The organism is Bacillus sp. ISL-4, assembly GCF_018613275.1.
Taxonomy (GTDB): domain Bacteria; phylum Bacillota; class Bacilli; order Bacillales; family DSM-1321; genus Peribacillus; species Peribacillus simplex_E.
This window is the reverse complement of the sequence record NZ_JAGGQN010000012.1, coordinates 169,432-189,040: the sequence shown is the minus strand read 5'-3', so window position 1 is coordinate 189,040 and position 19,609 is coordinate 169,432. Positions and strand designations below refer to the sequence as shown.

Sequence of the window (19,609 nt, the reverse complement as noted above, 5' to 3'; positions counted from 1 at the left end):
AGTGAAAGTAGTGGACAATTTAAAAAACATCGAAGAAAAGATAAATAGAGCATGTGAAAATAGTGGAAGGGACCGTGAAGCGATAAAGTTGATCGCAGTGACGAAATATGTTTCGGTCGAGAGAGCGAATGAAGCATTGGAAGCGGGAATACTTGATTTGGGTGAAAACCGTGACGAAGGGCTTTTGACTAAATATGAAGTGCTGAAGGACAAGCCCAACTGGCATTATATCGGTTCCATGCAAACACGCAAAGTAAAGAATGTCATCGATAAAATTTCGTATATCCATTCATTGGATCGCATTTCTTTGGCAGAAGAAATTCAAAAACGTGCAAATGAACCGATAAACTGTTTAGTGCAGGTGAATGTTTCTGGTGAGGAATCAAAACATGGCCTAAGTCCTGAGGAGACGATGGATTTCATCAAAGGGGTATCTAAGTTTGATAAGGTGAATGTTGCAGGATTGATGACGATGGCTCCACTTACCGATGATGAACAGGTTTTGCGGGAATGCTTCCGAAAACTGAAAGGCATCCAGGTTGAAATACAAAATTTAGAGTTGGAGCATGCCCCCTGTACTGAGTTGTCCATGGGGATGTCCAATGATTTCATGATTGCCATTGAGGAAGGCGCTACAATGATCAGGATTGGTACAGCACTTGTAGGCGAATAATTTTAAGGAGGTACCCTATAGATGTCGTTCGTATCAAAATTTAAATCTTATTTCGCGCTGGATGATGAGTATGAGTATAAGGATGAAGAGATGGAAGAAGAGGAGGCTGAACCAAAAGCCGTGAAATCAGCTAAACAGCATCAGTCCGCTTCTGCAGGGAATCATGCCAATCAGAATATCGTAAGTTTGCAAAGCGTACAGAAATCTTCTAAAGTAGTATTATTGGAGCCTCGTGCTTATGCAGAAGCCCAGGAGGTAGCTGACCATTTGAAAAACAGGCGCGCTGTAGTCGTGAACCTTCAAAGAATCCAGCATGACCAAGGAAAGCGAATCATTGATTTTCTAAGTGGGACTGTTTATGCAATCAGCGGGGATATCCAAAAAATCGGAACAGATATATTCTTATGTACCCCGGACAACGTCGATGTTTCCGGTAATATTACCGGCTTCGCCGCCGAAGAGGAGTACGAAGAAGCGAGGTGGTAATGGTTAATGGGTTTAGTGCTTCAGGGTTTATATTATTTAATTGAAATTTATTCAATGGCATTAATCGGTTACATATTGATGTCATGGTTCCCCAATGCAAGGGAGACATCGATTGGTCAATTTCTGGAAAAGATTTGCGAACCGTATTTAGAACCGTTCAGAAAGTTCATTCCGCCACTTGGCATGATCGATCTTTCACCTCTTGTGGCTTTGCTGGTACTTAATTTTGCCAGCGGTTATGGAATCTATTACTTACAGACTTTAATAGGATGATCAACAACTAACATGACATGATCTTACTACACAGTCGGAAGATTCTCCGCTGTGTAGTAGCAACGCAGAATGAGTTTAATCAATTCCTTATGATCTCCATTAATTTGATAACTAAGGAGCATTTATTCAATCATGAGTATTTATCAGCATTTCAGGCCGGAGGAAAAAGATTTTATTGACCAGGCTGTGAATTGGATCGATCAGGTTAAAAATTCCTACGCTCCGAAACTATCTGATTTTCTTGATCCGCGTCAGCAGGAAATCCTTACTTCTTTATTGGGCAATGATCCGGATGCGAAACTGCAATTCAATGGCGGGTGCGATTTCGTAGAGCGAAAACGCGTGCTCATTTACCCTGATTATTACTCTCCTGAACCATCGGATTTCAATATCTCCTTATACGATATCTCCTATCCAAAAAAGTTTGTTACGCTTGAACATAGGCAAATACTTGGAACCTTGATGTCACTAGGGGTAAAACGTGAAAAATTTGGTGATATAATAGTGACGGAGGAGCATACTCAATTTATTGCTGCCGAGGAGATGGATTCATATCTCACAGGGAATCTGGAGAAAGTAGGTAATGCCTCTGTTTCCATCAGACGGCTTCCAATCGAGGAAATCGTCCAAGTTAAAGAAAAATGGGAAGAGCAAGTAACCACCGTCAGTTCTCTTAGGCTTGACAGTGTGCTTTCGTCCGTCCTGAATATGTCCCGTCAAAAAACGCAGGCCTTGATAACGTCAGGTAAAGTAAAGGTGAATTTCAAGCAAACGGAAAACGTCTCGGAAGAATGCCGTGAAGGTGATACACTTTCCATCAGAGGTTTTGGCAGATGTAAAATAGCTTCAATCGATGGGAAAACCAAGAAGGATAAGTGGAGAATCTCGTTAGGCAGACAAAAATAATTCAATAAAAAGCAGGATTTATAAATTTATTGTCGAATATAGAGTTTTAACATACTAGAGTAGAAACCGTTCTGGAGGTGCCGTAATGCCCTTAACCCCGATAGATATACATAACAAGGAATTTAACAAAGTATTTCGTGGGTATGATGAAGATGAAGTAAATGAATTTCTCGACCAGGTCATTAAAGATTATGAACTGATTTTGAGGGAGAAGAAAGAACTTGAAGATAAACTGAACGAGACTTTTGATCGTTTGGGACATTTTACGACAATTGAGGGTACACTTAACAAGTCGATTATTGTCGCTCAGGAAGCAGCCGAAGAATTAAGGCGCAATGCCCAAAAAGAAGCGAAACTGATCATAAAGGAAGCAGAGAAAAACGCGGACAGGATCGTCAATGAGTCACTCGTGAAAGCAAGGAAAATAGCGATGGATATTGAGGATTTGAAAAAGCAATCCAAAGTATTCCGGACGCGTTTCAAAATGCTTGTCGGTGCACAGCTTGATTTGCTGGACAATGACGATTGGGATCATCTTCTGGATTATGAAGTGGATGCGACTGAAATAGAATTAAATGAGAGAGTGGAAGAGGAAATTTAAACGATTCCTTGACTTTGAACACTTTTTTCGCATATAATTTTTTAACAATACTATTCATTATGAAATTAGACGATGACAGGGAAAGTAAATTCTTCACACACTTATTTTTAGCGAACCGGGGATGGTGAAAGCCCGGAATAAGCGAAGATATTGAAGATCACCCTTGAGTTCTGAGTTGAACCTGCTTTTGCAGTTAGTAAATGAAGCGTTTCATTCACGTTACGAATGCTCGAGAGGATGGATTCACTTTGTGAATCTTTCTAGCCAGGGTGGTACCGCGGGAAGCTAAGCTTTCTCGTCCCTTTTTTAGGGATGAGAGGGCTTTTTATTTTGGCCGGATATCAAGTCATCGGTTCGAATGAATTTATGTAAAGACGGATGGAGGATTTTATGATGGAATACAAAGATACCTTATTGATGCCTAAAACTGAATTTCCAATGCGGGGGAATTTGCCGAAACGTGAACCGGAAATCCAAGAAAAATGGAATGAAATGAACATCTATAAAAAAGTGCAAGAACAAACGGAAGGACGTCCTTTATTCATTTTGCATGATGGACCTCCGTATGCCAACGGCGATATCCATATGGGCCATGCAATGAACAAGGTTTTAAAGGATTTCATTGTCCGATTTAAATCAATGAGCGGTTTTCAAGCACCGTATGTACCTGGCTGGGATACGCATGGGCTTCCGATCGAAACGGCATTGACAAAAAAAGGCGTGAAACGGAAAGAAATGAGCGTTGCCGAATTTAGAAAGCTTTGTGAAGAGTATGCTTATGGTCAGATTAACAATCAACGTGAGCAGTTTAAAAGAATAGGGGTCCGTGGTGATTGGGATAATCCTTATATCACATTAAAGCCTGAATATGAAGCCCAGCAAATCAAGGTATTCGGTGAAATGGCGAAAAAAGGCTATATTTATAAAGGGAAAAAACCTGTTTACTGGTCCCCGTCTAGTGAATCAGCTCTTGCCGAAGCAGAAATTGAATATCAAGACAAACGTTCTGCGTCCATCTATGTTGCTTTTGAAGTCACAGATGGCAAAGGTGTAATCGAAGAGGGCGTCAAGATCATCATCTGGACAACAACTCCATGGACGATTCCGGCTAATCTTGGTATTTCATTGCACCCGCAATTAAATTACGTAGTGGTGGCTGTCGACAATGAAAAGTTCTTACTTGCTGAGGCACTGCTTGAGTCGGTTACGGAAACATTAGGATGGGAAAACCCGTCTATCCTGAAAACAGTTAAAGGAAGCGAGTTGGACCGTGCTGTTGCCAAACATCCTCTTTATGACCGCGAATCTTTAGTGATGTTAGGTGAGCACGTAACGACTGAAGCTGGAACGGGTTGTGTTCATACTGCGCCTGGCCATGGTGAAGATGACTTTATCATTGGGCAAAAATACGGCTTGGACGTACTTTGTCCTGTAGATGAAAAAGGAGTCATGACGGAAGAGGCAGGGGAATTTGCCGGATTATTTTATGATCAAGCGAATAAACCTATTACCGAAAAATTAACTGAAGCAGGCGCGTTATTGAACTTGACGTTCATTACGCACTCTTACCCACATGACTGGAGGACGAAGAAGCCAACGATCTTCCGTGCAACAGCACAATGGTTCGCGTCAATCAAAGACTTCCGCAGTGAACTTCTGGAAGCGATTGAAGAAACCAAATGGGTACCTGCTTGGGGCGAAACGCGCCTATTCAATATGGTCCGTGACCGCGGGGATTGGTGCATTTCCCGCCAACGCGCTTGGGGAGTGCCAATTCCTGTGTTTTATGCAGAAAATGGCGAGCCAATCATTACGGATGAAACAATCAACCATATTTCAAATCTATTCCGTGAACACGGATCAAACATCTGGTTTGAGCGTGAAGCGAAAGATCTTCTGCCTGAAGGCTATACACATGAAGGCAGCCCGAATGGTATCTTCACGAAAGAAACGGATATCATGGACGTATGGTTCGATTCCGGTTCTTCCCATCAAGCGGTACTTGAAGAAAGAGACGACTTGCAACGGCCTGCTGACCTTTATTTAGAAGGGTCCGATCAATATCGCGGCTGGTTTAACTCATCGCTTTCAACAAGTGTTGCAGTTACAGGCAAAGCACCATATAAAGGTGTACTTAGCCACGGTTTCGCATTGGATGGCGAAGGCCGTAAAATGAGTAAGTCGATTGGGAACGTTGTACTGCCATCCAAGGTCATGAACCAACTTGGTGCAGATATCTTACGCCTTTGGGTAGCTTCGGTGGATTACCAATCGGATGTCAGGGTTTCCGATCCTATTTTAAAACAAGTTTCGGAAGTTTACCGTAAAATCCGTAATACATTCCGCTTCCTGTTAGGGAACTTGGATGGATTCAATCCAAAAACCGATAAAGTGGCAGTCCAAGAATTGCCTGAAGTCGATCGATACATGCTCGTTAAATTGAATAAACTGATCAAACAGTCGAAGCTAAGTTATGAAAATTATGAGTTTGCGACAATTTATAATATGGTCAATAATTTCTGTACACAGGATTTAAGTTCGTTCTACCTTGATTATGCAAAAGACATTCTTTATTGTGAAGCTCCAAATGGTAAAGAGCGTTTGGCCATTCAAACGGTCCTTTACGAATCATTGGTCAGCTTAACCAAATTGGTGTCACCGATCCTCTCTCATACAGCTGATGAAGTATGGGCGTTCATTCCGGGTGTAACGGAAGAAAGTGTACAGTTGACATTGATGCCTGAAGAAATTTCCGTTGATGATGCTGAAGTCATTGAAGAAAAATGGACGGCGTTCATGGGTGTCCGTGATAATGTTCTAAAAGCATTAGAAGAAGCCCGTAACCAGAAGGTCATCGGAAAATCACTGAATGCTAAAGTGATGGTATATGTTAATGAAGAAACGAAGAATCTGCTTGATGGCATCAAGGAAAGCTTTGAACAGCTATTCATCGTATCCGAATTCGAAATCGCTGGCGATGTGGCAAGTGCCCCAGCAGAAGCGGTTAAACTTGAGGATATAGCGATCCTTGTTACAAAAGCAGAAGGTGAAACGTGTGAACGTTGCTGGAATGTTTCGAAGGAAGTAGGTCAAGTGGAAGAACATCCAACACTTTGCCCGCGTTGTGCTACAGTCGTGAAAGAGCATTACGTGAATCAATAATTCCTACAAAAAAAGCCGGTCCCTTTATAAAGGGCCGGCTTTTTGCGGGAATTAAAGCTAAAACCCCAATAGGGAATTTTACCTTTATCGAATCTTCCCGATATTCTTCAGGTACAGTTAGCAGACTTCTGCTTTTCGGATTAGTCATTATTTCTAGTTTATGCTACAATTCAAAAGTGAAGATTTGATTAGTTTGGGGGAAAAAATGTGTTTTATTATTTGATTGCCCTTTTGGTCATAGCTCTCGATCAGCTGACAAAATGGATGATTGTGAAAAAAATGGAGTACGGAGAAAGCATTGAAATTATTGAAAACCTTCTATATATCACCTCGCATCGTAATCGTGGGGCAGCATGGGGAATTCTACAAGGTCAAATGTGGTTTTTCTACATCATCACCATCGCTGTCATTGTTGGACTTGTCTATTATATTCAGAAAATGGCGAAGGAAAGCATTTTGCTTGGAGTTGCACTTGCTCTCATGCTAGGCGGTGCGATTGGTAATTTCATCGATCGTGTTGCTCGTCAGGAAGTAGTGGATTTCGTTCATACCTATATTTTCAGCTACAGTTTCCCGGTATTTAATGTTGCTGATGCTGCGCTTTCAATTGGTGTCGGATTGCTCGTGATTCATATGTTTTTAGAAGAAAAAAACGCTAAGGAGAAAGATAATGGATAAAAGGTTATACAGCATCGATGAAACACTAAAAGGAGTTAGGATTGATAAGGCTCTTTCCACTTTGAATGAGGAATGGTCACGTACTCAGGTCCAGCAATGGATTAAGGATGATCATGTTTTGGTAAATGGCACGGCAATAAAGACGAATTACAAATCTATTCCTGGCGATACAATCGAAGTGACGATTCCTGACCTTGAGGAATTGGATGCGGTAGCAGAGGAAATGGATTTGGATATCTATTATGAAGATAAAGATGTACTCGTTGTTAATAAACCGAGCGGCATGGTCGTCCATCCGGCACCGGGACATGTATCTGGCACGCTTGTAAATGGATTGATGGCTCACTGCAAGGATCTTTCTGGAATTAACGGAGTCATGCGGCCTGGAATCGTCCATCGGATCGACAAAGATACATCAGGTTTATTGATGGTTGCTAAAAATGATATGGCACATGAGAAACTGGTACAGCAGCTTGTTGACAAAACGGTTACCCGTAAGTATCAAGCTGTAGTTCATGGTGTGATCCCTCATGACTTCGGAACGATCGATGCACCGATCGGCCGCGATAAAAAAGATCGCCAAAGCATGACTGTCACAGATTCGAATTCCAAAAATGCTGTCACGCATTTCCGTGTCATCGAACGCTTCAAAGCTTTCACTTTGGTGGAATGCCAGCTTGAAACAGGAAGAACACATCAAATCCGTGTTCACATGAAATACATTGGCTTCCCACTGGCGGGAGATCCGAAATATGGTCCGAAAAAGACACTGAAATTAGATGGACAAGCGTTGCACGCGGGTCTTCTAGGTTTCATTCATCCGCGTACAAATGAATATATGGAATTCGAAGCTCCGATTCCGGAAGAGTTTGAAAATCTAATTAATCAATTACGTAGAAGTAAAGATTGACAAATTCGTTTTTCTGATATATTATAATAACAACTTAATAAGAACCTTTAACACAGTTCAGAGAGACTGAGAAGGAAACGGATACGCTAAGTGGGATAACCATGCCCATGGCGATAAAATCCTCATGCCTTCTTGGCATGAGGATTTTTTGTTGAAATTGACCTATCAGAAAAAAGGAATCGGGGTGGCCGACGTGTTGAATGAGAAAGCCATAGTACTTGATGAGCAGGCCATTAGCAGAGCCTTGACGAGAATTGCCCATGAAATTATTGAGAAAAATAAGGGTATTGAGAATTGCGTCTTAATCGGGATACGTACTCGCGGGATTTTCCTCGCTGACCGACTTGCAAAGCGCATCAATCAAATAGAAGGCAAGGAAATAGAACTTGGTGAACTGGATATTACACTTTATCGTGATGACCTTTCGAAAAAGACCAATGATGGGGAACCCATCGTAAAAGGCTCAGACATTCCGGTCAATATCACTGACAAGAAAGTGATTTTAGTGGATGATGTTCTTTTCACAGGCAGAACCGTTAGAGCGGCAATGGATGCTCTGGTGGATTTGGGAAGACCTTCGCAGATCCAGCTCGCCGTATTAGTGGATAGGGGACATAGGGAATTGCCGATTCGCGCGGATTTTGTCGGCAAAAACGTTCCGACTTCTCAATCTGAAAAAATTACAGTTGCTTTGACAGAAGTAGATGAAGTAGATCAAGTTACTATATTAGAAAACTAAACAACATGAAAATTTCATATTACCCTTTTAAAGACAGTCCAGAGAGGCTGGCAAAGGGGAGTCAATCGGGAGAGCTGTGCCTACGCATAGGCATTCGCCTTCTGAGAAACCCTCTTTGTATATTGCAAAGAGGGTTTTTGCAGTTTTGATGGAATTTTCATGAGGGGGATACGGAAATGGAAGAAACTAAAAGGGACATCGTACTGGATGTCGAGGACGTGCCAAAGGCTGGCCAGTGGATTACGTTAAGTATCCAGCATTTGTTCGCCATGTTCGGTGCAACGGTGCTGGTGCCATTCTTGGTAGGATTGAGCCCGGCGGTAGCACTGGTTTCAAGCGGATTGGGCACATTTTCATACTTATTGATAACCAAAGGTAAGATACCTGCTTATCTCGGTTCATCTTTCGCTTTCATTTCGCCAATCATCGCAGCAAAGGCTCTAGGAGGTCCGGAAGCGGCCATGATCGGCTGTTTTGCAGCAGGGTTCATATATGGAATAGTAGCTTTGATTATCCAAAAAGTCGGATTGCGCTGGTTGATGAATATACTTCCTCCGGTTGTGGTGGGTCCGGTGATTATCGTAATCGGATTAAGCCTTGCCGGAACGGCCGTGGACATGGCCATGTATGATCCACAAGATAAATACAGCGTCACATATATAGTGATAGCGCTGATCACTTTAGCGGTAACCATCATCTGCAACGTGTTCTTTAAGGGATTCATTAACTTGATCCCCATTTTAATGGGAATCATAGTCGGCTACGGCTGTTCGGCTGTTGCAGGTATAATAGATTATGAACCGATCAAGTCAGCACAATGGTGGGAAATGCCTGAATTCATGTTTCCATATGTAACCTATACACCGTCCTTCTCATGGGAAGTCATTGCCATCATGGTACCGGTCGCCATCGTAACTTTATCAGAACATATCGGACACCAGATGGTACTGAGCAAAGTAGTCGGAAGGAATTTTTTGGAAAATCCCGGTTTGCATCGCTCGATTTTAGGAGATGGAGCAGGAATCATGATTGGTTCCTTAATCGGTGGGCCGCCGCTGACTTCATATGGCGAGAATATCGGGGTCCTGACCATGACAAAGGCGTACAGTGTGTATATCATCGGTGGGGCAGCATTGACTGCGATCATCTTTGGCTTTAACGGTAAGATTTCAGCAGTCATCAGCTCGATACCTACAGCTGTGATGGGCGGTATTTCCATCTTGCTCTTCGGTATCATCGCATCAAGTGGATTGAGGATGCTGATTGATAATAAGGTCGATTTTGACAAGAAAAGGAACCTGATGATAGCTTCAGTCATCCTGGTGTTAGGAATCGGAGGAGCGTTCGTACAACTATCGGAAACGGTATCGCTTTCCGGAATGGCACTTTCAGCCATCGTCGGAATCCTTCTTAACTTGATTCTTCCGGACCGTGAAAAAATATCCGGAGATATATTTGAAAAATAAGATACTGCATCAAAACAATAAATCACCTTTTAAAAGAAGTCCAGAGAGGCTTAAAAGGGTGTTGCTGTAAAGAGAATGAGAACGGGATAAAGTGTAAACCATCCGTGTCCTCACACTCTTTATGACCTACACCCTGTCCTTAATGGCGGGGTATTTTTTATGCCCCGCATCACAAATGTGAAAGGAGCAGGATCGATGAAAAAACTATTGACCATGAATGAATTGACTTTAACTGATATTGAAAGAATTTTACATGAGGCAGAGTGTTTTGCCAACGGATCTAGTTGGAATCCAAAGCAGCAGACCACAGTTGCCAATCTCTTCTTTGAACCAAGTACACGTACAAAATCAAGCTTTGAAATGGCTGAAAGAAAATTGGGGCTTGAGGTCATTCCTTTTGATGCGGGTACATCATCCGTGTTAAAAGGTGAAACCTTATATGACACTGTTAAAACGTTAGAAGCAATAGGTGTAAATGCCTTGATCATCCGTCATGAACAGGATAATTATTTTGACGAATTGAATGAGAAGATCGGGATTCCAATAATCAATGCAGGGGATGGCTGCGGAAATCATCCAACCCAATCATTACTGGACTTATTGACGATAAAACAAGAGTTTAAAAGTTTCAAAGGTCTGAAGATTGCCATAATCGGTGATGTGAGGCATAGTCGGGTTGCGAAATCGAATGCAGAAGCATTAACTCGTTTAGGAGCGAATGTCGTATTTTCGGGTCCGCCTGAATGGTTTGACAGAACAAACAGTTTAGGAAGGTATGAAGACATCGACCATGCGGTAGCTACCTCGGATGTGGTCATGCTGCTCAGAATACAGCATGAAAGGCATATTGAAAAATATGATCAGGAAAATGGAGATTATCTGGAAAGTTTCGGCCTGACCAAACAACGTGAAAAAAATATGAAACTGGATGCGATCATCATGCATCCTGCACCAATAAACCGCGGTGTTGAAATAGACAGTGATTTAGTCGAATGCAGCCGCTCAAGAATTTTTAAACAAATGGAAAATGGCGTGTTCATTAGAATGGCCGTATTAAAAAATGTGCTTGAACAATCCGAAGGGGGAAACATTCATGAAAACAATAATCAAAAATGGAGTATTGCTAGATAATCAAAACTCATTCAAAAAAGCGGACATTGAAATGGAAGGCAAGGTCATCACAAAAATCGGCGAGAACTTGGCAACGGAAAATTGTAAAGTAGTTGACGCTGAAGGGTTACTTATTACATCAGGATTCGTTGACCTGCATGTCCATTTACGCGAACCGGGCGGTGAACATAAAGAAACAATCGCAAGTGGAACGCTTGCAGCGGCAAGAGGCGGTTTCACTACGGTAGCGGCGATGCCTAATACAAGACCAGTTCCCGATACAGTGGAAAACCTTGAAGCACTAAACAGGAAAATTGAAGAAACGGCTCATGTCAGGGTACTCCCATATGCATCCATTACGATTAGGGAAGCAGGCAAGGAGTTGACCGACTTTTCTTCATTAAAACAAACGGGTGCTTTCGCCTTTACGGACGATGGCGTGGGAATTCAAGAAGCAGGGATGATGCTGGAAGCGATGAAACGGGCAGCCGCTCAAGATATGGCCATAGTTGCTCATTGTGAAGACAATAGCTTAATCAATAAAGGCTCCGTCCATGAAGGAAGATTCTCAAAAGAACAGGGAATCAATGGAATTCCGTCCGTATGTGAAGCTGTACATATTGCCCGGGATATCCTCCTTGCTGAAGCGGCGGATTGCCATTATCACGTTTGCCATATATCCACGAAGGAATCGGTAAGGACGGTAAGGGATGCCAAACGCGCCGGTATCCGCGTCACAGCCGAAGTTACACCGCATCACTTATTATTGTGTGAAGATGATATACCGGGACTTGATACGAATTATAAAATGAACCCGCCATTAAGGGGCCGTGAAGATCGGGATGCATTGATAGAAGGACTGCTTGACGGAACCATCGATTTTATAGCAACAGACCATGCCCCGCATGCGGCAGAGGAAAAAGCGCAGGGAATGCAGCTGGCTCCTTTCGGAATAGTAGGATTGGAAACGGCCTTCCCGCTGCTTTACACCGAATTGGTTAAAAAGGGCGTCATTACATTAAAGCAATTGATCGATTTCATGACAATCAAACCATCTGAAAGTTTCTCCCTTCCTTATGGAGAGCTAAAGGAAGGTGCTATCGCGGATATCGTGCTCATCGATTTGGAAACAGAAAAAGGAATTAATGCAGAAGAGTTTGCTTCAAAAGGAAAAAATACACCTTTTAATGAAAAGAAATGTTATGGCTGGCCAGTCATGACGATTGCGGAAGGAAAAATAGCTTGGGAAAAAGGACGTGTTCAAGGATGAAAAGACAGCTAATTTTAGAAGACGGGACAGTATTCCTTGGGGAAGCATTCGGAGGGGACGTAGAAAAAATAGGTGAAGTCGTTTTTAACACAGGAATGACGGGGTACCAGGAGATTCTATCCGATCCATCCTATTGCGGTCAAATCGTTACACTTACGTATCCATTAATCGGGAACTACGGGATAAACCGGGATGACTTTGAATCCATCAATCCAGCAATATCAGGATTCGTCGTTAAGGAAACAGCAGAACTTCCTTCCAACTGGCGAAACCAATTATCACTTGATGAATATCTGAAAATGAAGAACATACCTGGAATAAGCGGAATCGATACGAGAAAGCTGACTAGAATCATCAGGAAATCAGGTTCACTTAAAGGGGCGCTCTGCAATATCAATAAAGATGCAAAAGAAGTCGTTTCCCAGTTGAAAGCAACGGTGATTCCTTCTAATCAAGTGAAACAGGTTTCAACAAAAGCACCTTATTCCAGTCCGGGCAGAGGTCCGCGGGTAGTTCTTGTAGATTATGGCATGAAGCATGGGATTTTACGTGAATTGACGAAGCGCGGCTGTGATGTCGTGGTTGTGCCTTATAACGTCACGGCCGAAGAAGTGATGCAATATCATCCGGATGGCGTGATGCTTTCAAACGGTCCTGGAGATCCGAAAAGTGTTCATGAGACGCTTGAAATGATCCGTACAATCCAACAGCAAGTGCCATTATTCGGAATCTGTTTAGGGCATCAATTATTCGCACTTGCAAACGGGGCGGATACGGAAAAATTAAAATTCGGCCATCGAGGTTCTAATCATCCGGTTAGGGACCTTCGTACCGGAAAGGTATCCATCACATCTCAAAATCATGGATATACAGTAGAAGAGCTTTCCATTGAAAATACAGAACTTATTGTGACACATACAGCATTGAATGATGATACGATTGAAGGTCTGCGCCATAAAAAGTATCCGGCTTTCACCGTACAATATCACCCGGAAGCATCACCAGGGCCGGAAGATGCCAACTACTTATTCAATGAATTCTTACAAATGATTGAAGCTGCAACCAACAAGGGGGAAAAAACATGCCAAAACGCACTGATATAAAAAGCATCCTAGTAATTGGTTCCGGTCCGATCATCATCGGACAGGCCGCCGAGTTCGATTATGCAGGAACCCAAGCGTGTATAGCCTTAAAAGAAGAAGGTTATCGTGTGATCCTGATTAACTCTAACCCTGCTACAATCATGACAGACAGCGAAATGGCTGACGCGGTTTATATCGAACCGATCACATTGGAATTTGTCAGCAAAATCATTCGTAAAGAGCGCCCGGATGCACTTTTACCTACCTTGGGCGGACAGACTGGCTTGAACATGGCAGTCGAGCTTGCCGAATCAGGAATCCTGGAAGAATGCAATGTACAGATTCTTGGGACCAAACTTTCAGCTATCCAACAAGCGGAAGACCGTGACCTTTTCCGTACGCTAATGAACGATCTAGGGGAACCAGTACCTGATAGCGACATTATTCATAACTTGGAAGAGGCTTATACATTCGTTGAACGAATCGGCTACCCGGTCATTGTTCGTCCTGCCTTCACGCTTGGCGGAACAGGCGGTGGGATTTGTGATAACGAAGAGCAGCTGATCGAGATTGTTGAGGGTGGCCTGAAAAGCAGCCCGGTACACCAATGTCTGCTTGAGAAGAGCATTGCCGGTTTCAAGGAAGTGGAATATGAAGTGATGCGTGATTCAAATGATAATGCGATAGTCGTTTGTAATATGGAAAACTTCGATCCTGTCGGTGTCCATACAGGCGATTCAATTGTTGCCGCACCAAGCCAAACATTAAGTGACAGAGAGTACCAAATGCTTCGAAATACGTCTTTGAAGATTATCCGTGCCTTGAAGATTGAAGGTGGATGTAATGTTCAGCTGGCGCTAGATCCAAATAGCTATCAATATTATGTCATTGAAGTGAATCCGAGGGTCAGCCGTTCGTCGGCACTTGCTTCAAAAGCAACAGGATATCCAATTGCAAAGCTTGCAGCAAAGATAGCCGTTGGTTTGACGCTCGATGAAATGATGAACCCTGTCACTGGCAAAACCTATGCCAGCTTCGAACCGGCACTGGACTATGTGGTTACGAAAATTCCGCGCTGGCCTTTCGATAAGTTCGAAAGCGCCAACCGTAGACTCGGTACCCAAATGAAGGCGACCGGAGAAGTCATGGCAATCGGCCGTACATTCGAGGAATCAATCTTAAAGGCTGTCCGTTCCCTTGAAGCGGGTTTATACCATCTTAATTTGAATGACGAGTTTGAAGATGGAAAAATAGAGAAACGGATCAGGAAAGCGGGAGATGAACGGTTATTCTATATCGGTGAAGCGTTAAGAAGGGGAATAACGATCGAAACAATACACGAATGGAGCCAGATCGATTTATTCTTCTTGCATAAGCTGAAAAAGATAATCGACTTTGAAAAGCAGCTTAAAGGTCATTCTTTTGATTGTGAAGTATTGCAAAAGGCTAAAGAACTAGGGTTTTCTGACAAAACGATTGCAGAAATATGGGGAGTTCCCGAAATTGATGTCTATGAGTACCGGAAACAGCAAGGAATCATCCCTGTTTACAAAATGGTTGATACATGTGCTGCGGAATTCGAATCGGAAACACCGTATTTTTATGGGACATACGAAGATGAGAATGAATCCATCGTTACTGACAAGAAAAGTGTCATTGTTCTGGGATCAGGCCCAATTAGGATCGGGCAAGGAGTAGAGTTTGATTATGCGACCGTACATTCGGTATGGGCCATTAAAGAAGCGGGATATGAAGCGATCATCATCAACAACAATCCCGAAACAGTTTCGACGGATTTCAGTATCTCCGACAAACTTTATTTCGAACCATTGACAATTGAAGATGTCATGCATGTCATCGATTTGGAAAAACCGGAAGGGGTCATCGTCCAGTTTGGTGGACAGACAGCAATCAACCTTGCAGATGGTCTTGTTGAAAGAGGAGTGAAGATCCTTGGTACTTCACTTGAAGACCTGGATAGGGCGGAGAATCGCAATAAATTCGAAAGAGCACTTAAGGATTTAGGCATTCCGCAGCCAAAGGGTAAAACCGCAACATCGGTTGATGAAGCGATCGTCATTGCTGAAGATATTGGTTATCCGGTTTTAGTAAGGCCATCGTATGTTCTCGGAGGAAGAGCGATGGAAATCGTCTATAAACAAGAAGAATTGCTGCATTACATGAAAAATGCCGTGAAAATAAATCCGGATCATCCTGTCCTGATAGACCGCTACTTAACGGGTAAGGAAATCGAAGTCGATGGTATTTCCGATGGCGAAACGGTCGTTATCCCTGGAATCATGGAGCATATCGAACGTGCAGGCGTCCATTCAGGTGATTCGATTGCAGTCTATCCGCCTCAAAATTTAACGGAAAAACAAAAAGAAGTAATCATCGATTATACAACCAGATTGGCAAAAGGTTTAAATATAATTGGTCTCTTGAACATTCAATATGTCATCAGCAATGAAGAAGTGTATGTGATTGAAGTAAATCCACGTTCAAGCCGAACGGTTCCATTCTTAAGTAAAATTACGAACGTGCCGATGGCTAACTTAGCCACGAAGGTCATCTTGGGCCACACACTTGAAAGCCAAGGTTATAAATCGGGGTTAGTGCCAGAACAAACTGGGGTCTATGTGAAAGTGCCGGTCTTCTCTTTTGCGAAATTAAGAGGTGTGGACATCTCACTCGGACCTGAAATGAAATCTACTGGTGAAGTAATGGGGAAAGATAGCACCCTTGAAAAGGCTCTATACAAAGGGCTGGTCGCTTCTGGTTTCAAAATTAAGGGGCATGGTTCGGTGTTATTGACGATATCTGATAAAGATAAGCAAGAAGCGCTACTTTTAGCAAGACGTTTCCATAATATCGGTTTCAAGCTGATAGCAACCAGCGGAACCGCTGCCTTATTGAAGCAATCCGGCATCCCGACTGCGATTGTCGGTAAAATTGGCGAAGAAGGTACAAACCTGCTGGATGTTATCCGGAATGGGGAAGCACAATTTGTCATAAATACTTTGACAAAAGGTAAGCAGCCGGCCCGAGATGGTTTCAGAATCCGACGTGAATCGGTTGAAAATGGAGTGACATGCCTAACATCACTTGATACGGCAGAAGCTATTTTAAGAGTGATAGAATCCATGACTTTCTCGGCAGAAGCAATGGGAAAAACGGAAAAAAGTCGTGAGGTGAGCTATATATGATCAAGAAGGAAAGAATGAAGGTGTTAAATCATAAGGAACTGGCCCCATCCATTTTTGAACTTACTCTGCAAGGTGAATTGGTTTCAGAGATGAATCAGCCAGGCCAGTTTGTCCAAGTTAAGACAACAGATGGCACTGAGCCATTGTTAAGACGCCCGATTTCAATTTCTTCTTACAACAACATTGAAAAACAGTTCACGATGATATACCGGGCTGAAGGTAAAGGAACGACGCTGTTATCACAGCGTAAAGAGGCGGAAGCGGTCGATATCCTTGGACCCCTTGGCAACGGATTTCCCGTTCATGAGGCCAAAGAGGGCGAAACGGCATTATTGGTTGGTGGCGGGATTGGGGTCCCGCCGCTGTATCAATTATCACGGATGTTGGTTGCGAAAGGTGTTAAGGTAATCCATGTATTGGGCTTCCAGACCAAGTCAGCCATTTTTTACGAAAAAGAGTTTAGTGAATTAGGTGATACCCATATTGCCACAGTGGATGGTTCATATGGGACAAAAGGATTTGTTACGACTGTAATAGACAACTTGGAGCAAGAGTTTGCAACGATCTTTTCATGCGGGCCTACACCAATGTTAAGAGCGTTGGAAGCGGCCTATCGTGAGAAAAAGCTTTACCTGTCCCTTGAGGAAAGGATGGGATGCGGCATCGGTGCATGCTTTGCCTGCGTGTGTCATACAGGGTATGATCCAACTGGTTTCAGTTATAAAAAGGTATGCAGTGATGGACCCGTATTCCGGGCAGGAGAGGTGGTATTATGAGCAGGCTTTCAGTTGAATTACCAGGATTAAACTTGAAAAACCCGGTCATGCCAGCATCTGGATGCTTTGGATTCGGCCGTGAATACAGTCAATTTTTCGACTTGGATATTCTTGGGGCGATCATGATCAAAGCGACCACCCCTGAGCCGAGGTTCGGTAACCCGACTCCGCGTGTTGCGGAAACCTCTTCGGGAATGCTGAATGCCATCGGTCTGCAGAATCCAGGTTTAGAAAAGGTCATCAGTGAAGAATTGGCCTGGCTAGGTGGGTATGATGTTCCCATCATCGCCAACGTTGCTGGTTCGCAAATAGCTGACTATGTAAAGGTAGCCAGTGATATAAGTAAGGTGGGGAATGTAAAAGCACTTGAATTGAATATCTCTTGTCCGAATGTAAAAGAAGGGGGCATTGCTTTCGGTACGGTGCCGGAAGTTGCCAAAGAGGTGACCAAGGCGGTCAAGGAAGTGTCTTCCGTCCCTGTATATGTGAAGCTTTCACCGAATGTCAGTAATATTGTGGAAATGGCCAAAGCCGTAGAAGAAGGCGGGGCCGACGGGTTGACAATGATAAATACATTAGTCGGCATGCGATTGGATTTAAGAACTGGCAGACCGATCCTTTCGAACAGAACGGGTGGGTTATCTGGTCCTGCAATAAAACCTGTTGCGCTCCGGATGATTTATGAGGTAAGCCAGCAAGTATCGATTCCAATAATCGGAATGGGCGGCATCGCTACAGCGGAAGACGTCATTGAATTTTTCTATGCGGGTGCAAGTGCTGTTGCGGTGGGAACCGCAAACTTCGTGGATCCCTTTGTATGTCCGACAATCATCGAAGAATTACCGAAATTGCTGGATGAGCTGGGATTTGACCATATTTCAGAATGTACCGGAAGGAGCTGGAAGCAGAATGAAACAGTCACTAATTATCGCGCTTGATTTCCCTGACTTCATTCAAACAGAAACATTCCTGAAACAGTTCCACTCGGAAAGACTGGCTGTAAAAGTGGGGATGGAATTATTTTATCAGAATGGACCATCAATAATCTCTTTCGTAAAAGAGCAAGGCCACGATGTGTTTTTGGACTTGAAACTTCATGATATTCCGAATACGGTCAAAATGGCCATGACAGGATTGGCAACTTTAGGGGCTGACATGGTCAATGTACATGCGGCGGGTGGACAAAAGATGATGGAAGCAGCCATCGAAGGCCTGGATAAGGGAACGTCCGCTGGTAAAAAACGGCCATTATGCATAGGGGTTACCCAACTGACGAGCACGTCACAAGAACAAATGAATGTTGAGCAAAACATTGCCGGATCCCTGGAGGATTCGGTCCTCCATTATGCAAAAGTTACTAAACAGGCAGGATTGGATGGCGTCGTCTGTTCCACACATGAGGTAAAAAACATACATGAACGCATCGGTCATGAATTCTTAACGGTCACACCTGGAATCCGAAATGCAGGGGGACAGACGCATGATCAAAAGAGAATTGCCACGCCTGAACAGGCTAGGGAATTTGGGGCGGATGCCATCGTTGTAGGGAGAGCCATAACGGGGGCGGAAGATCCATTACGGGCTTATTTGGATATGAAAGCAGCTTGGGAGGGAATATCATGTTAAATAAAAAGATAGCGGAACATCTATTGGAAATAAAAGCAGTGTACCTACAGCCGAATGACCCCTTTACTTGGGCATCTGGAATTCAATCACCCATTTATTGTGACAACCGTTTAACCCTTTCATACCCAGAGGTTCGCAATGAAATAGCGGAAGGATTGAAAGGATTGATTGAACAACATTTCCCTGAGGCTGAACTGATCGCAGGCACAGCAACTGCCGGCATTCCGCATGCAGCTTGGGTGAGTGAAAAATTAAATGCACCGATGTGCTATGTTCGATCCAAAGCCAAGGAGCACGGAAAGGGCAATCAAATCGAAGGCCGCGCTGTTCCAGGACAAAAAGTGGTGGTTGTGGAAGACTTGATTTCAACCGGCGGAAGTGTGATTACTGCTGTTAACGCGCTGAAAGAAGCAGGCTGTGATGTTCTAGGAGTCGTTTCGATCTTTACTTATGAATTGGAAAAGGGAAAAGAAAAATTCGATGCTGAGGGCATTATTAACCATTCGTTGAGTGACTACTCGACTTTGATAAAAGTCGCTAATGACAAAGGGTACGTCACGGCAGATGAATTGGAAAAGCTAAAAAAATGGCGGGAGAATCCGGCTGATACAGCTTGGATTTCTGCATGAAAATAAATAGAGGTGG

The 19,609-nt window shown here is 43.3% G+C and carries 18 protein-coding genes; all 18 read left to right on the top strand.

What is annotated here, in order from left to right; all coding sequences use genetic code 11:
- Position 1: 1 nt before the first annotated feature.
- The 18 genes from J7J00_RS10295 to pyrE all read left to right on the top strand — a co-directional run bounded on the left by J7J00_RS10295 (position 2) and on the right by pyrE (position 19,593).
- The gene (locus J7J00_RS10295; protein WP_214790385.1) at positions 2–673 is read left to right on the top strand and encodes a YggS family pyridoxal phosphate-dependent enzyme; all 672 of its coding nucleotides are present in this window, start codon (positions 2–4) and stop codon (positions 671–673) included.
- 21 nt (positions 674–694) lie between these two features.
- Positions 695–1,159 carry a cell division protein SepF gene (locus J7J00_RS10290; protein ID WP_214790382.1) on the top strand — a complete coding sequence of 155 codons (465 nt, stop codon included), beginning with the start codon at positions 695–697 and terminating at the stop codon, positions 1,157–1,159.
- A 6-nt stretch (positions 1,160–1,165) separates the two neighbouring features.
- Complete coding sequence (locus tag J7J00_RS10285) at positions 1,166–1,432, top strand: YggT family protein (protein ID WP_053345253.1); 267 nt, start codon at positions 1,166–1,168, stop codon at positions 1,430–1,432.
- A 132-nt stretch (positions 1,433–1,564) separates the two neighbouring features.
- Positions 1,565–2,338, top strand: a complete 774-nt coding sequence (locus J7J00_RS10280; RefSeq protein WP_214790380.1) for a YlmH family RNA-binding protein — start codon at positions 1,565–1,567, stop codon at positions 2,336–2,338.
- A gap of 85 nt (positions 2,339–2,423) precedes the next feature.
- Positions 2,424–2,939 carry a DivIVA domain-containing protein gene (locus tag J7J00_RS10275; protein ID WP_034313857.1) on the top strand — a complete coding sequence of 172 codons (516 nt, stop codon included), beginning with the start codon at positions 2,424–2,426 and terminating at the stop codon, positions 2,937–2,939.
- Positions 2,940–3,332: 393 nt separating this feature from the next.
- The gene (gene ileS / locus J7J00_RS10270; protein ID WP_214790378.1) at positions 3,333–6,101 is read left to right on the top strand and encodes an isoleucine--tRNA ligase; all 2,769 of its coding nucleotides are present in this window, start codon (positions 3,333–3,335) and stop codon (positions 6,099–6,101) included.
- Between the two features lie 207 nt (positions 6,102–6,308).
- Complete coding sequence (gene lspA, locus J7J00_RS10265; protein ID WP_214790376.1) at positions 6,309–6,779, top strand: signal peptidase II; 471 nt, start codon at positions 6,309–6,311, stop codon at positions 6,777–6,779.
- Positions 6,772–7,689, top strand: coding sequence for an RluA family pseudouridine synthase (locus J7J00_RS10260; RefSeq protein ID WP_144527060.1), 918 nt, complete (start codon positions 6,772–6,774; stop codon positions 7,687–7,689). Before lspA ends, J7J00_RS10260 begins: the two co-directional genes overlap by 8 nt.
- 196 nt (positions 7,690–7,885) lie before the next feature.
- A complete protein-coding gene (gene pyrR, locus J7J00_RS10255) occupies positions 7,886–8,428 on the top strand; it encodes a bifunctional pyr operon transcriptional regulator/uracil phosphoribosyltransferase PyrR (RefSeq protein WP_214790778.1) in 543 nt (180 codons plus the stop codon).
- 176 nt (positions 8,429–8,604) lie between these two features.
- Complete coding sequence (locus J7J00_RS10250; protein WP_214790374.1) at positions 8,605–9,894, top strand: solute carrier family 23 protein; 1,290 nt, start codon at positions 8,605–8,607, stop codon at positions 9,892–9,894.
- A 195-nt stretch (positions 9,895–10,089) separates the two neighbouring features.
- Positions 10,090–11,025, top strand: coding sequence for an aspartate carbamoyltransferase catalytic subunit (locus J7J00_RS10245; RefSeq protein ID WP_214790371.1), 936 nt, complete (start codon positions 10,090–10,092; stop codon positions 11,023–11,025).
- On the top strand, positions 10,988–12,274 hold the full coding sequence (locus J7J00_RS10240; RefSeq protein WP_214790369.1) for a dihydroorotase: 1,287 nt from the start codon (positions 10,988–10,990) through the stop codon (positions 12,272–12,274). Before J7J00_RS10245 ends, J7J00_RS10240 begins: the two co-directional genes overlap by 38 nt.
- On the top strand, positions 12,271–13,377 hold the full coding sequence (locus tag J7J00_RS10235) for a carbamoyl phosphate synthase small subunit (protein ID WP_214790367.1): 1,107 nt from the start codon (positions 12,271–12,273) through the stop codon (positions 13,375–13,377). Before J7J00_RS10240 ends, J7J00_RS10235 begins: the two co-directional genes overlap by 4 nt.
- Positions 13,356–16,562 (top strand): carbamoyl-phosphate synthase large subunit, encoded by a 3,207-nt coding sequence (gene carB / locus J7J00_RS10230; RefSeq protein ID WP_214790365.1) that lies wholly within the window; start codon positions 13,356–13,358, stop codon positions 16,560–16,562. Before J7J00_RS10235 ends, carB begins: the two co-directional genes overlap by 22 nt.
- A complete protein-coding gene (locus tag J7J00_RS10225) occupies positions 16,559–17,338 on the top strand; it encodes a dihydroorotate dehydrogenase electron transfer subunit (RefSeq protein ID WP_214790363.1) in 780 nt (259 codons plus the stop codon). The genes carB and J7J00_RS10225 overlap by 4 nt, the downstream gene beginning before the upstream one ends.
- On the top strand, positions 17,335–18,276 hold the full coding sequence (locus J7J00_RS10220; protein ID WP_214790361.1) for a dihydroorotate dehydrogenase: 942 nt from the start codon (positions 17,335–17,337) through the stop codon (positions 18,274–18,276). Before J7J00_RS10225 ends, J7J00_RS10220 begins: the two co-directional genes overlap by 4 nt.
- Positions 18,248–18,964, top strand: coding sequence for an orotidine-5'-phosphate decarboxylase (pyrF, locus tag J7J00_RS10215; protein ID WP_214790359.1), 717 nt, complete (start codon positions 18,248–18,250; stop codon positions 18,962–18,964). Before J7J00_RS10220 ends, pyrF begins: the two co-directional genes overlap by 29 nt.
- Entirely contained in the window at positions 18,958–19,593 is a 636-nt protein-coding gene (gene pyrE / locus J7J00_RS10210) for an orotate phosphoribosyltransferase (RefSeq protein ID WP_214790356.1), read from the top strand. The genes pyrF and pyrE overlap by 7 nt, the downstream gene beginning before the upstream one ends.
- Positions 19,594–19,609 lie beyond the last annotated feature (16 nt).

What these genes read in the sequence shown, in the direction of transcription:
- J7J00_RS10220 (WP_214790361.1), top strand. Translation starts at nt 17,335, where the DNA reads ATGAGCAGGCTTTCAGTTGAATTACCAGGATTAAACTTGAAAAACCCG.
- ileS (WP_214790378.1), top strand. Translation starts at nt 3,333, where the DNA reads ATGGAATACAAAGATACCTTATTGATGCCTAAAACTGAATTTCCAATG.
- J7J00_RS10285 (WP_053345253.1), top strand. Translation starts at nt 1,166, where the DNA reads ATGGGTTTAGTGCTTCAGGGTTTATATTATTTAATTGAAATTTATTCA.
- J7J00_RS10250 (WP_214790374.1), top strand. Translation starts at nt 8,605, where the DNA reads ATGGAAGAAACTAAAAGGGACATCGTACTGGATGTCGAGGACGTGCCA.
- carB (WP_214790365.1), top strand. Translation starts at nt 13,356, where the DNA reads ATGCCAAAACGCACTGATATAAAAAGCATCCTAGTAATTGGTTCCGGT.
- J7J00_RS10290 (WP_214790382.1), top strand. Translation starts at nt 695, where the DNA reads ATGTCGTTCGTATCAAAATTTAAATCTTATTTCGCGCTGGATGATGAG.
- J7J00_RS10240 (WP_214790369.1), top strand. Translation starts at nt 10,988, where the DNA reads ATGAAAACAATAATCAAAAATGGAGTATTGCTAGATAATCAAAACTCA.
- J7J00_RS10245 (WP_214790371.1), top strand. Translation starts at nt 10,090, where the DNA reads ATGAAAAAACTATTGACCATGAATGAATTGACTTTAACTGATATTGAA.
- pyrE (WP_214790356.1), top strand. Translation starts at nt 18,958, where the DNA reads ATGTTAAATAAAAAGATAGCGGAACATCTATTGGAAATAAAAGCAGTG.
- J7J00_RS10225 (WP_214790363.1), top strand. Translation starts at nt 16,559, where the DNA reads ATGATCAAGAAGGAAAGAATGAAGGTGTTAAATCATAAGGAACTGGCC.
- J7J00_RS10280 (WP_214790380.1), top strand. Translation starts at nt 1,565, where the DNA reads ATGAGTATTTATCAGCATTTCAGGCCGGAGGAAAAAGATTTTATTGAC.
- J7J00_RS10235 (WP_214790367.1), top strand. Translation starts at nt 12,271, where the DNA reads ATGAAAAGACAGCTAATTTTAGAAGACGGGACAGTATTCCTTGGGGAA.
- pyrF (WP_214790359.1), top strand. Translation starts at nt 18,248, where the DNA reads ATGAAACAGTCACTAATTATCGCGCTTGATTTCCCTGACTTCATTCAA.
- J7J00_RS10260 (WP_144527060.1), top strand. Translation starts at nt 6,772, where the DNA reads ATGGATAAAAGGTTATACAGCATCGATGAAACACTAAAAGGAGTTAGG.
- J7J00_RS10275 (WP_034313857.1), top strand. Translation starts at nt 2,424, where the DNA reads ATGCCCTTAACCCCGATAGATATACATAACAAGGAATTTAACAAAGTA.